The sequence below is a fragment of the Phenylobacterium sp. CCH9-H3 genome, from assembly GCF_001557235.1.
In the GTDB taxonomy this organism is placed as follows: domain Bacteria; phylum Pseudomonadota; class Alphaproteobacteria; order Caulobacterales; family Caulobacteraceae; genus Phenylobacterium.
The window spans coordinates 71,550-84,937 of the sequence record NZ_LSJI01000103.1; the positions used below are offsets into that span (position 1 = coordinate 71,550).

9 protein-coding genes are annotated in these 13,388 nt (G+C 69.5%); 2 read left to right on the top strand and 7 right to left on the bottom strand.

The window, feature by feature from the left end; genetic code table 11:
- Positions 1 to 32: 32 nt before the first annotated feature.
- Entirely contained in the window at positions 33 to 1,172 is a 1,140-nt protein-coding gene (locus AX721_RS10225) for a P1 family peptidase (protein WP_068875913.1), read from the bottom strand.
- A 232-nt stretch (positions 1,173 to 1,404) separates the two neighbouring features.
- Here AX721_RS10225 and AX721_RS10230 point away from each other — a divergent pair, with 232 nt between their 5' ends.
- Positions 1,405 to 1,953, top strand: coding sequence for a cupin domain-containing protein (locus tag AX721_RS10230; RefSeq protein ID WP_068875914.1), 549 nt, complete (start codon positions 1,405 to 1,407; stop codon positions 1,951 to 1,953).
- Between the two features lie 434 nt (positions 1,954 to 2,387).
- Positions 2,388 to 4,580 (top strand): TonB-dependent receptor, encoded by a 2,193-nt coding sequence (locus AX721_RS10235; RefSeq protein ID WP_231733417.1) that lies wholly within the window; start codon positions 2,388 to 2,390, stop codon positions 4,578 to 4,580.
- Between the two features lie 61 nt (positions 4,581 to 4,641).
- Here AX721_RS10235 and AX721_RS10240 read toward each other — a convergent pair whose 3' ends face one another.
- From AX721_RS10240 to AX721_RS10265, 6 genes are all read right to left on the bottom strand, one after another.
- On the bottom strand, positions 4,642 to 6,252 hold the full coding sequence (locus tag AX721_RS10240; protein WP_068875915.1) for an ABC transporter ATP-binding protein: 1,611 nt from the start codon (positions 6,250 to 6,252) through the stop codon (positions 4,642 to 4,644).
- 1 nt (position 6,253) lies between these two features.
- A complete protein-coding gene (locus tag AX721_RS10245) occupies positions 6,254 to 7,108 on the bottom strand; it encodes an ABC transporter permease (protein WP_231733418.1) in 855 nt (284 codons plus the stop codon).
- Positions 7,105 to 9,645, bottom strand: a complete 2,541-nt coding sequence (locus AX721_RS10250; protein ID WP_068875916.1) for an ABC transporter substrate-binding protein — start codon at positions 9,643 to 9,645, stop codon at positions 7,105 to 7,107. The genes AX721_RS10245 and AX721_RS10250 overlap by 4 nt, the downstream gene beginning before the upstream one ends.
- A 34-nt stretch (positions 9,646 to 9,679) precedes the next feature.
- Positions 9,680 to 10,963 (bottom strand): acetylornithine deacetylase/succinyl-diaminopimelate desuccinylase family protein, encoded by a 1,284-nt coding sequence (locus AX721_RS10255; protein ID WP_068875917.1) that lies wholly within the window; start codon positions 10,961 to 10,963, stop codon positions 9,680 to 9,682.
- Positions 10,964 to 11,026: 63 nt separating this feature from the next.
- The gene (locus AX721_RS10260) at positions 11,027 to 12,355 is read right to left on the bottom strand and encodes an aspartate aminotransferase family protein (protein WP_068875918.1); all 1,329 of its coding nucleotides are present in this window, start codon (positions 12,353 to 12,355) and stop codon (positions 11,027 to 11,029) included.
- Complete coding sequence (locus tag AX721_RS10265) at positions 12,352 to 13,341, bottom strand: alpha/beta fold hydrolase (protein ID WP_231733419.1); 990 nt, start codon at positions 13,339 to 13,341, stop codon at positions 12,352 to 12,354. The genes AX721_RS10260 and AX721_RS10265 overlap by 4 nt, the downstream gene beginning before the upstream one ends.
- Between the last annotated feature and the right edge of the window lie 47 nt (positions 13,342 to 13,388).

Genomic DNA, 13,388 nt, shown 5'->3' on the forward strand with positions numbered 1-13,388 from the left:
CGGCGGCCGCCGAGCGCCTCCGGACTGAACACCTAGCGGCGCGGCGCCGGGTCGTCACGGTAGGCTTTCACGGCACAGCCCGGCCAGGCCGTCGCCTCATAGACGCCGCGGGCGATGGCCCGTGAAAGCACGTCGGCGGCCAGCGCGCCGATGCGGGCCACGTGATAGGCGCGCGGTTCCGGCAGGTCTTGCCGGCCCGTGGTGAGCGCGAAGACGACGTCCCCATCGAACGGAGCGTGGACCGGCCGGATCGCGCGCGCCATGCCGTCCTGGGCCATGATCGCCACGCGCTTGATCTCGCCCGGATCGAGGCGGACATCGGTGGCGATGCAGGCGATGGTGGTGTTCTGCCGCGGCTTTGGGTCCGCCGCCGTCGGCCCCCACTCGTCGGGGCGGGCCGCCAGGCCCTGGACGCCGAGGCCGCCGAATTCGCGCTCCATCTCGTACGGCGCGGCCCAGAAGCTCCTCGCGCCCGGCGCGACCGTGGAGCCGGCGCTGTTCACGGCCACGATGGCGCCCACCGTGAACCCGTCGGAGCTCACCACGGACGCCGAACCCGTGCCGCCCTTCAGGCCGCCCGAGAAAGCGCCATAGCCGGCGCCGGCCGTGCCCAGGCCGAAGGTGTCGGAGGCCCGCTCCACGGCCTCGATGCCCAGGCGGCGATAGGGCGGATCGAGACCCCAGGCCTTGTCGCCGCCGTGCGGCAGGTCGAACAGGATCGCGCCCGGCACGATCGGCGAGGGCGGCACGCCCGGTGGCCGAGGCCCCGCGCCATAGCCGATCCCCTTCGCGCCCAGCCAGGCCGCGACGCCGTCGGCGGCCGCGAGGCCGTATACAGACCCTCCGGCCAGGACGATGGCGTTGACCGCATGCACCAGATTCTCGGCGTCGAGGGCGTCGGTTTCGCGGGTGCCCGGCCCACCGCCGCGCACGTCGACGGCGGCGATGGCCGCCTCGTCGGGGAGGATGACGGTGACGCCCGTGCGGGCCTTCTCGTCGTGGGCCTGGCCGACCCGGACGCCCGGCACGTCGGTGATCAGGTTGCGAGCGCCCATCCGTCCAGGGAGAGGCGTCCGCGGCCGCGGCGCAGCCGCCGGCTGGGGCGCGGCCTTCACGGGCTCTGCCGCTGCGGCGGCTGTGACCAGGGACGCCAGCAGAGCGCGACGGTTCATCGGATCGTTTCCCTTGCCGCGCCTGGGCGGCCGACCGACGCGGCGCCAGAGCCGCCCACGCTCCGCACCCGCAGCGTAAATCATGGCGCCTTGCCCGATATCGGAGCAGGCATCGGGCCGCAGTTTCAAGATGTGGGCAAGTCTATTATTTGCCGCCGGTAAGTCGTTGTTAGAGCACGAGCGCGGGTATGCGACGCTCATGATATTGAGCGTGCCTATCGGAGTTTCGAGCATGGACGGCGAAGTCGGACCGCGGCTACGGACGGTCAGGGCGAAGATGGGCCTCAGCCAGCGGTCGCTGGCGCGCAAGGCCGGCGTGCCGAGCAGCACCGTGTCGCTCATCGAAGGCGGACGCACCAATCCATCGATCGGCTCGCTGAAGCGCCTGCTGGACGCCGCGGGCCTGTCGCTGGCCGAGTTCTTCAGCTTCGACCTCGCCACCGAGCAGAAGATCTTCTTCCGGCGCGACGAACTGGCTGAAATATCAAGCGGCGACGTGTCTTACCGGCAGGTGGGCGCCGGGGCCGGCATCTCGACGCTGCAGATCCTGCACGAGACCTACCAGCCCGGTTCCGACAGCGGGCGAGTGATGCTGACCCACGAAGGCGAAGAGGGCGGCATCGTCATCCAGGGGCGCCTGGAGGTCACCGTTGGGCAGCAGACCCGGGTGCTGAAGGCGGGGGAGGCTTATCTTTTCCAGAGCACGACGCCGCATCGGTTCCGCAATGTCGGCGACGAGGTCTGTGTCGTGGTGAGCGCCTGCACGCCGCCCACCTTCTAGTTGCGCCTTCGGCGCCTGCGACGGTCTAGGTGCTCAATGGATTGAGCGACCTCGCGAACATCATGTGTAAAAACAGCATCTTACGATGTGAAACAAATAGGCTGGCGCGGCCTTGAAGTCAGCGCGAAGCTTTCATTGCAATTGTGAGGAACCGCATGCGGACCGCACATATACTTTAGGTGGTTGATGGTCCGAATATCCACAACCGCAGGATCTTCGATAACAGCGCAGCCAGGCGCTCGCATAGTCGTTCGCTCCACGACGACGGACTTATGTCGATGCAGCGATGACGCGCCTCTGGGTTACTGATCTCGATCGCCAGTCGGCCAAGACCGACGTCTGAACAATGTCCGTCATGCCCGGGAGGGGCCGCCGCGAAGGTGTCAACAGACCGCCAGCAGCGGGTCGAGGGTCTGCACATTTGGGGGATTGTGATGAAGCGATATTTCGTCGGGGCCGCCATGGGCGTTCTGGGGTTCGTCAGCGCCCAGCCTTCCAGCGCCCAGACCTCGGGGACCGGCACGACGGTCGACGAACTGGTCGTCACCGTGCAGAGGCGTGAACAGGCCGCCCAGGACGTGGGCATCGCCTTGTCCGTCGTCTCCTCCGAAGAGCTGGTCCAACGCGGCGTCACCAACATCAACCAGTTGCAGAACGCCACGCCCAGCCTGGAGGTCGAGCCGGCCTTCGGCGGCGGCGCACCGCAGTTCCGACTGCGCGGCGTGGGCTTCTCGGACTACGCCTCCAACAACGCGCCCACCGTCGGCGTCTATGTAAACGAGGTCGCCTACCCGGTCCCGATCATGACCCAGGGGCTGATCTTCGACGTCGCGCGGGTCGAGGTCCTGCGCGGCCCGCAGGGCACGCTCTATGGCCGCAACACCACCGGCGGCGCGGTGAACATCATCACCAACCGGCCGAGCAAGGCGCTGTCCGCCGGCTTCATGGCCGAGTATGCGCGCTTCGACCATCTGCGGGCGGAGGGCTACGTCTCCGGTCCCGTCCTGGGCGACGCCTTGCTGGCCAGACTGTCGCTGGCGACGGAGCAAGGCGGCGCCTACCAGCACCGCCGCACCACCGGCGAGGAATTGGGCGACGCCGATCGCCTGGCCGGCCGATTGCTGCTCCAGTACAAGCCGGGCGGGCCTGCGGAAGCGCTGTTCGACGTCCACGCCGGCCGCGATAGGTCGGAGGCGATCGGCCTCTATCTCTTCCGCGGCTTCACGACGCGCAGCGGCGCCGGCGTCTTCATTCCCGCCGACGCCGACCGCTTCGCCACGGACTGGAAGATCTCGCCCTTCCTGGCGCGCGACGCCAACCTGCCGCTGGACGCCAAGCCAGGGGTGGACAACGAGACCTGGGGCGCGTCGCTCAACGCGTCCTACGATTTCGGGCCGGCGACGCTGACCAACATCGTCAGCTACGACCAGTTGATCCGCCGCCAGTACGGCGACTGGGACTCCAGCCAGTCCATCGAGGCCGACACCTATTTCGGCAGCAAGGTGAACGTCGTCTCGGACGAACTTCGCCTGACGTCGAGCGAGGAGGGGCCCCTGCACTACGTGGTCGGCGTCTACTATTCCCGCCAGGAGCTGAAGGAGCAGTACTACTCTGACTTCCTCGACAACTTCGGCACCTATGCCCGGGTAAACTACGACCAGAAGGTCGAGTCGATCAGCGGCTTCGGCCAGGCCGAGTACGCGTTCAACGAGCAATGGAAACTGATCGGCGGCCTCCGCTACGAGCGTGAGACCCGCCACCTGAACGGCTTTGGCTCAGCCTTCGGCGGCGCCCAGGCGCTGCGGCCCACCAACGTCTCGACGAAGATGACGCCCCTGACCGGGAAGATTGAGCTGGACTTCAAGCCTGTGGAGGGCGCGCTGATCTACGCCTCGGCGAGCCGCGGGGCGAAGTCGGGCGGCTTCACCACCTACAACACCGGCAATTCCTCGGCGATCCAGCCGTTCAAGCCGGAGATCCTCCGGGCCTACGAAGTGGGCTTCAAGACCAACCTCGTTCCGTCGCTACAGGTCAACGGTTCGGCGTTCTTCTATGATTACAAGAACCAGCAGGTGCTCTCGACGGTGTTCACGGCCAACGGCCTGGTGGGCCGCTTCGCCAATGTGCCCAAGTCCGAGATCTGGGGCGGAGAGCTCGAACTGGTTTTCCACCCGACGCCCGCCTTCGTCCTGACCCAGAACGTCGGCTACAAGAAGGGCGAGTACAAAGAGTTCTTCGAGGTCGACGCCGGGGCTTCGCGTCTGGCTGGCCGGGAGATCACCGTCGACCGGGCCGGTCAGAAGATCCCCTTCCCGGCGTGGTCCTATCAGGGCTCCGCGACCTACACCTGGGACCTGGGCGCCTACGACCTCGCCGCCAACGTCAACTACAACTTCCGCGACCGCAACGTGAACTTCCTCGGCGTCCGTTACGCGGTGGCCAGTTCCTGGACGGTCAATGGGGATCTCACTCTGCGGCCGCACGACGGTCCCTGGGCGGCGACGATCTTCGGACGCAACATCCTGAACGAGAAGTACGACCTGACGCGCAACTTCTTCACCAGCTCGGACATCGCCCAGCCGGCGCGCCCGCGCGAATACGGCGTGCGGCTGGCGTACGACTTCTAGGCTTCAATGATCGAGGTCGGGGCCGCCGTGGCGATGCGGCGGCCCTTCGATTCCGTGGAATTCAGCCGCCGCGCGCGGCCAGGGCCCGCTCCAGATTCGGCGTCGCGGCCAGCAGGCTCTGCGTATAGGCGTGCCGGGGGCGCAGGAAGACCTCGTCCGTCGTCCCCTCCTCCACGATCCGGCCGCCCTGCATCACCGCCACCCGGTGACAGATCGCCCGCACCACGCCCAGGTCGTGGGTCACGAAGAGATAGGACACGCCAAGCTCCTGAGAGAGCCTGGCCAACAGCTCCAGCACCTGCGCCCGGACAGTGACGTCGAGGGCGGAGACCGCCTCGTCCAGGACGACCAGCCGCGGCTCGGTGATCAGGGCCCGCGCAATCGCGATCCGCTGGCGCTGGCCGCCGGAGAACTGGTGGGGGTAGCGGTCGCCGGCGTCCGGCGGCAGGCCGACCCGCTCCAGCATGGCCTGCACGGCCTCCCGGCGCGCCGCGCCCACGGGCGGGCGCTCCAAAAGATGGAAGGGCTCGGCGATCAGGTCCTCGACCCGCCAGCGCGGGTCGAAGCTGCCGAAGGGATCCTGGAACACCGCCTGGATCTTGCGTCGCAGCCGGCGCGCCTCGGCCGGTGACGCCGGCGGAAACGGCGCCCCGTCCAGACGGACCTCGCCGCCCTGCAGCGCCTCGAGGCCGAGCACGGCGCGCAGCAGCGTCGACTTGCCGGAACCGGACTCGCCCACCAGCCCCACCGTCTCGCCGGCCCGGACCGTCAGACTTACGCCATCTACCGCGCGGAACGGCTGGGCCCGTCGCCACGGCGACGTTCGGCGGCCCGGATAGGCGCGCACGAGGCTCCGCGCCTCCATGACCGGCGCGTCGTCCGAAGCCCTTGCCGGCGGCGCGGCCTTGGCCAGCACGGCGTCCTCCGCAAGCTTGCGGGCGTAGGGGTGCGAGGGGTTGCGGAGCAGGACGCCGGTCGGCCCCTGCTCGACGATCTCGCCCTGGCGCATGATGGCCACCCGGTCGGCCATCTGGGCCACAACCGCCAGGTCATGGGTGATCAGGATGAGCCCGGCGCCGTCCTCGCGCACCAGGTCCCTCAGAAGATCGAGGATCTGCGCCTGGGTCGTGACGTCGAGCGCCGTCGTCGGCTCGTCGGCGATGAGCAGCCTCGGCTTCGCCGCCATCGCCATGGCGATCGCCACCCGCTGACGCTGGCCCCCCGAGAGCTCGTGCGGGTAGCGGTCGAGGGGGAACCGGCTGGCGGGAAGTCCCACCCTCTCCAGCGCCCGGGCGGCCTGCGCCGTCGCCTCCGGCCGGCCCACGCGCCGGTGCAGGGCGATGGACTCGGCGACCTGGTCGCCGATGCGCATCAGCGGATTGAGCGCCGTCATCGGCTCCTGGAAGACGACGCCCACCCGGCCGCCGCGCACGGCGCGCATCTCCGCTTCGCCGGCGGCCGCCAGGTCCTGGTCGCCGAGAAGGATCCGCCCGGACATGGTCGCGCCCGGCGGCGACAGGCGTAGGATCGAGAGTGCGGTGATCGACTTGCCGGACCCGGACTCGCCGACCAGACCCAGGATCTCGCCCGGCTCCACCTCGAGCGACACGCCCTTGAGCAGCTCGGCCTGACCGATCCGGAGTCTCAGGTCCTCAATCCGGAGCAAGGCCATATCAGCGGCTCCGGTCGAGCTTGGGGTCGAACAGGTCGCGCAGGCCATCGCCCAGCAGGTTCAGCCCCAGCACGCTGAGCACGATGGCGACGCCCGGGAAGATGGCCAGCCAGGGTGCGAAGCCGATCAGGGTCTGCGCCTCGTTGAGCATCCGGCCCCAGCTCGGCGTCGGCGGCTGCGCCCCCAGGCCGACGTAGGACAGCGCCGCCTCGGCGAGAACGCCCATGGAGAACTGGATCGCCCCCTGCACGATCAGCAGGTTGGCGATGTTGGGCAGGATGTGCTGCAGCGAGATCAGGCCCTTGCCCTTGCCCGCGACGCGCGCCGCCAGGACGTAGTCGCGGGTCCAGAGCGACAGGGCCGCGCCACGGGCCACGCGGGCGAAAACCGGGATGTTGAAGACGCCGATGGCGATGACGGCGTTGATCGCGCCCGGCCCCGTCACGGCGGTGATCATGATCGCCAGCAGCAGCGATGGGAAGGCGAAGATCAGGTCGTTCGAGCGCATGACCAGCTCGTCCGTCAGCCCGCCCTTGGCCGCCGCCAGCAGGCCCAGCGGCACGCCCACGAGCAGGCCCACGCCGGCCGCCACGACCGCCACCGCCAGCGAATTGCGCGCGCCCACCAGGATCATCGATAGCACGTCGCGCCCGAAGTGGTCCGTGCCGAACCAGTGGGCCGCCGACGGCGCCCGCAGGCGCCCGGCCATGTCGAGGTCCGCGACGGGATAGGGCGTCCACACCAGCGACAGCAACACCGCGACTACGAACAGTCCCGTCAGGGCCGCGCCCAGCCAGAGCGCCGGCGACGCGCGCCCGCCGCGCGCCGTGGGACCGGGGATGGTCGCCTCGCTCACGCCGATCGCCTTCTCAGGCGCGGGTCGATCGCGGCATAGCCGAGGTCGACCAGGAAGTTCACCACCACCACGGCGAAGACCAGCAGCACCACGACGCTCTGCACCACGATCAGGTCGCGTTGCGTGATCGCCTGGAAGACCAGGCGTCCGAGGCCGGGCAGGAAGAACACGTTCTCCACGATCACCGCCCCGGCCAGCAGGAAGGGGAACTGCAGGCCCACGATGGTCAGGGTCGGGATCAGGGCGTTGCGCAGCGCGTGGCGGTAGACCACCTGGCCTTCGCTGAGCCCCTTGGCGCGCGCCGTGCGCACATAGTCCTCGTCCAGCGTGTCGATCAGGGCGGAGCGCAGCACGCGGGCCAGGATCGCCGCCTGGGGCAGCGCGAGCGCCAGGGCGGGGAGGAGCAGCGCCTTGAGCGCCGGCCAAGCGCCTGCGTCCCAGCCCGGAAAACCCCCGGCCGGCAGCCAGCGGAGCCCGACGGCGAACACCAGCACCAGCAGCATGGCGAACCAGAAGTTCGGCATCGCCATGAACACCTGGGTCATGCTCATGGTCACGGTGTCGGACGCCTGCCCCCGCCGGCGTGCAGCGAAGACGCCGATCGGGAAGGCCACGGCGACGGCGAGGACCAGCGCCATCAGCGCCAGCGGCAAGGACACGGCCATGCGCTCGGCGATGAGTTGGCCGACCGGCACGCGGTAGGTGTAGCTGACGCCGAAGTCGCCACGCGCCAGCCCGCCGATCCACTCGAGGTAGCGCTGCGGGAGGCTCCCATCCAGGCCCATCTGACTGCGCAAGGCGGCCACGGCTTCGGGGTTGGCGTTGAGGCCCATCATGTACGCCGCGGGGTCGCCGGGGGTCACCTGGATCAGCAGGAAGACCACGCCCGTCGCCGCCAGGAAGGTCAGGGCCAGGGCCAGCAACCGGCCCCCGACATAGGCCGCCCCCAGCCGCAGGAACGCGACCAGCGTCAGCGCCCCCAGGGCCACAAGCGCGATCGGGCCGCCCTGGGCTGACGTCCGGCCGGCGCCCGCCGCGGCGGCGGCGGGCGATCCCGGCTCGTCGAACCAGGCGTCGGCGACGACGTTGGCCTGCACGGGCGAGTCCCGCCAAAGGCCGCGCAGGCGCGAGTCCCAGACGTTCAGCTTGGGGAACTCGAACAGGAAGACGTTGACCGAATCCTCGGCGATCCGCCGCTGGACCGCCTTCAGCAGGCCGGTCCGCGTTGGGGCGTCGACGGCCCGGTCCAGCTGCTCCAGCAGAGCGTCGAACGCGGCGCTGCGGTATCCGAAATAATAGTCGCGGCCATAGATGTCGTAGTCCATCGGCTCGGTGTGCGAGACGATGGTCATGTCGAAGTTCTTGTTCTTCAGCACCTGGTCCAGCCACTGGGCCCACTCCAGGTTCTCGATGGTCACCCGCACCCCAGCCTGGGCGAGTTGCGCCGCGACGATCTCGCCGGACCGGCGGGCGTAGCTGGGCGGCGGCAGCTTCAACGTCGTCGTGAAGCCATCCGGATAGCCGGCCTGGGCCAGCAGCGCCTTCGCCCGCGCCACGTCGTGCGGATAGAGGCCGGTGAGGTCCACATGGTCCGGGTTCTGCGGCGGGAAGTGGCTCCCGATCGGCTGGCCGTAGCCGAACATGGCGCCGTCGATGATCGCCTTGCGGTCGATGGCGTGGGCCAGGGCGCGGCGGACCAGCAGGCTGTCGAACGGCGCCTTGGCGTTGTTGAGCGCCAGGATCGTCTCGCCTTCCGTGGCGCCCACCACCACCCGGAAGCGCGGGTCGCGGCGCAGTTCGGCCAGGTTCTCGGGGGCCGGGAAATTGGGATAGGCGTCGATGTTGCCGGCCTTGATGGCGGCATAGGCGGCCGTCGGGTCCGGGATGAACCGGAACACCACGGCGTTCAGGCGGGGCTGTGGCCCCCAGTAGGTGGGGTTGCGCACCAGCTCGATCGCATCGCCCCGTCGCCAGCGGGCGAACCGGAACGGGCCGGTGCCGATGGGGTGGGCGGCGTTGTCGGCGGCGCTCTTCGGCGAGACCATCACCGCATCGCCCCAACCCAGCAGGTAGATCAGCGAACCGGCGGGATGCCCCAGCACGAGGCGCACCGTCAGGGGATCGATCACCTCGACGCGTTCGATCGGTTCGAAATAGGCCTTCTGGGCGTTGGCCGAGTCCTTCGCCCGCGCCCGGTCGAGGGCAAACTTCACGACGCCGGCGTCGAACGGCGACCCGTCGTGGAACCGCACGCCGCGCCGCAGGCGGAAGACATAGATCCGGCCGTCGGGCGAGACGTCCCAGGACTCGGCGAGCGCGGGTTCCACCTGGCCGGCCGGGCCGATCCGCACCAGTCCCTCGAAGACGTTGCCGTAGACCACCTCGTCGGTCGCCGCGGCCGCGCCGGCGGTGGGGTCGAGGTTCGGAGGCTCGAGAGCCATGGCCAGGCGAAGGGTGTCTCGGGCCTGGGCGGCGGTCGCCAGCGTCAGCCAGGCCAGCAGCATCGCCACGCCCGCCAGAAGCGTCCTGAACCGCATCCAGAGCTGACTCCGCGCCGCGCCCACGCGCGCGTCAGACCTGACGGGTCAAGAGCGCATAGGCCGACAGCGCCATCACCTTGGCCGAGTTCACCATGTCGTCGATCCCCACGTACTCGTCCGGCTGGTGGGCCAGGTCGAGGATGCCGGGACCGTAGGCGATGCAATCGCGCAGCTTGCCGATACGGTCGATATGCTTCTGGTCGTAGGTGCCCGGCGAGCAGACGATCTGCGCCGAGCGTCCCATCACCTGTTCCACCGCCTCGCAGGTGAAGCGCACCACCGGCCGCTCGGGCTCGGTCATCGACGGTCGCACCTCGAACAGGTCCCGCAGTTTGTAGCGGAAGCCCTGGCGGGTCTGGACGAGGCCATCGAGAAGGCCACGGATCTGGGCCTTCACCTCCTCCAGGTCCTCCTCGATGAGCAGGCGGCGGTCCAGGACCATTCGGCAGGCGTCCGGCACCACGGGCGCGGGTAGGCCGCCGGTGACGTCCGGCTGGCCGCCGTGAATCGAGTTGATGTTGAGGGTCGGCGTCCGCGCTCCGTCCGGGACCACCGGCATCGCGGTCTGGTGCGAGGCCAGCGCCGGGAAGATCCGCGCCTCCAGTTCGTCGATCACGGCCCCCATGTGGCGCACGGCGTTGTCGCCCAGGAACGGCATGGAGCCGTGGGCGATGCGGCCCTCGGTGGTGATCTCCGACCACCAGACCCCGCGGTGCCCGATGCACACCCGGTCGACGTTCAGCGGCTCGGGGATGATCACATGGTCGACGCGGGGCTTGGAGAACCAGCCTCGTTCGGCGAGGTAGGCCACGCCGCCGTAGCCGCCGCTCTCCTCGTCGGCGGTGCCGGAGATCTCCAGCGCGCCCGGCAGGGGAACGCCGGAATCGATCAGCGCCTCGACGGCGATGACCGAGGCCGCCAGGCCGCCCTTCATGTCGCAGGCCCCGCGGCCATAGACCTTGCCGTCCTTCACCACCCCGTCGAACGGCGGGACGGTCCAACCCTCGCCGACCGAGACCACGTCGATGTGGCTGTTGAAGTGCACGCAGGGGCCGGGGCCTGCGCCTTCCCAGCGGGCGATGACGTTGACCCTCGGATAGGCGTCGCTGTCGCCGGGCGTGCCTTCGGCGCGCACGTACTCCACCTGGAAACCTCGTTTGCGCAGCCGCTCGCCCAGGTATTCGGCGCAGGGCCGGTAGGCGTCGCCGGGCGGGTTGATCGTCGGGAAGCGGATCAGGTCGCGGGTCAGGGCCACCACGTCGTCGGTGCGGGCCTCGATGGACTTCAGCAGGGCGGCTTCGGCGGGGTGGGACATCAAGGAACCTGTGGACTGGGAAGATGGTCGGCGCGGCGAGGAACGGTCGTGGTCGGCTTGCCGTCAAGCGATGGTCGCGAGCACCTCCCGCAGCAGGCTCACCATTTCGTCGATCTGGCCGGGTTCGACGATCAGCGCCGGGGACAGGGCCACGATGTCGCCGGTCACGCGCACCAGCAGGCCGCGATCGAAGCAGGCGTGGTAGACGTCCTGGCCCCGCTCTCCTGGCGCGCCTGGCCGGGACTCGAGCTCGATGCCGGCCACCAGGCCGATGTTGCGTATATCGATCACATGGCGTGCGTCGCGCAGGGAATGCACGGCGTCCTCGAACGTCGCCTCCAGGCCCGCCGCCCGTTCGAACAGGCCTTCGTCGCGATAGGTGTCCAGCGTCGCCAGACCCGCCGCGCAGGCCAGCGGATGGCCGGAATAGGTGTAGCCGTGGAACAGCTCGATGGGCGCGTCGGCCTCGCTCATCAGGGTGTCGTGGATGTGCTGGCGCACGCCCACCGCGCCCATGGGCACCAGACCGTTGGTGATCCCCTTGGCCATGGTGACGAGATCGGGCTGCACCTCGAAGCGGGCGGCCGCGAAGGGCGCCCCCAGCCGGCCGAAACCGGTGATCACCTCGTCGAAGATCAGCAGGATGTCGTGCTTGTCGCAGAGCGCGCGCAGGCGCTGCAGATAGCCCACGGGCGGCGCCAGCACGCCGGTGGAGCCGGCCACCGGCTCCACGATCACCGCGGCGATCGTCGAGGCGTCGTGCAGGGCGACGATCCGCTCCAGGGCGTCGGCCAGTTCGGCGCCGTGCTGGGGTTGACCGCGTGAGAAGGCGTTTCGCGCCAAGTCGTGGGTGTGCGGCAGATGGTCGACGCCCGCCAGCAGCGTGCCGAAGTACATCCGGTTTTTGACGATGCCGCCCACCGAGATGCCGCCGAAGCCGACCCCATGATAGCCGCGCTCCCGACCGATCAGGCGGGTCTTGGAGGCCTTGCCCCTCGCCCTCTGGTAGGCGAGCGCGATCTTCAGCGCGGTGTCGACCGCCTCGGACCCCGAGTTGGTGAAGAACACGTGGTCCAGGTCGCCCGGCAGCAGGCCCGCGACGCGCGAGGCGAACTCGAACGCGCGCGGATGGCCGAGATTGAAGTTGGTGGCGTAACCCATCTGGGCCGCCTGCTGCTGGACCGCCTCGACGATCCGGGGGCGGTTGTGGCCCGCGTTCACGCACCAGAGGCCGGCGACGGCGTCCAGCACCTTGCGGCCGTCCGGCGTGAAGTAGTGCATGCCGTCGGAGCGATCGACCATCTTGGGGGCCGCCTTGAACCGCCGGTTCGGCGTGAACGGCATCCAGTAGGCGTCGAGCGAGTTGGGGACGGCGGTCGACAGGTGGTTCATGCCGGCTCCTTGGCCGCCGCAGGGGCGGCGGGGGTCTGGGCTTTCAGAAAGGCGGCGACGTCCGCCGCGGACCGGTCGGGGATTTCCAGCTGCGGCAGGTGGCCCGCGTCGGGATAGGTGATCAGCTTTGCGCCGGGGATGGCGGCGGCGAACTTGCGGCCGCTTTCCGGCTTGATGATCACATCCTGGTCGCCGTGCAGCACCAGGGTCGGCACGGCGATCTTGCCGAGCACCGCCGCGGTCGCGGCGCTGTGCTGACCGGGCTGCATGCTCATCAGGATGTCCCGATGGCCGGGCGCGCGCTGCACCTCGACCCAGCGGTCCACGAAGGCCGGCGTGATCAGCGACTTGTCGACCACATCGGCCTTCAGCGCCGCCGAGGTGAGGGGCCGGGTGTCGATGTGCTTGAGCAGGAAGACGCCCACCGGCGACTGCAACAGGCGGAACGCCAGCGGCGGCTTGGTGAGCGTGGAGGCGGGCCAGCCCGCGGCGTCCACCAGCACCAGGGCGTTCAGCCGCCGGGGATGCCGGACGGCCACCTGCCAGGCGACGCCGCCGCCCATGGAGTTCCCGGCGATCGCGAAGGGCGGCAGGTCGAGCTTCGCCGCCAGGGCGTCCACCAGGTCGGCGTAGTTGCCAGGGCTGGGCTGATAGTCGGCCGGCGCGCGGGTCAGGCCGTGGCCCGGCAGGTCGATAGTGATCACCCGGAAGTCGGGCGACAGCCGCTGGATCCAGCGGTCCCAGGTCAGGAAGGAGTCGCCGTAACCGTGGACCAGCATGATCACCGGCTTCGCGGGATCCCCGTCGTCCCGGTAGTGCATCCGCACGTCGCCCGGCAGGTCGGCGAACTTCGAGGTCGGTCCAGCATACTTCGCGTCCAGCCGCGCATAGGGAATGTCGGGCCGATTCAGGACGAGGCCCGCGACGACCACCAACACCGCCAGCACGGCGACGATCACGCTCAGCACCACGCCCATCTTGGCCATGCACCCTCCACGCGACCGTTTTCGACGCCCGAAAAAGACTCTATCGC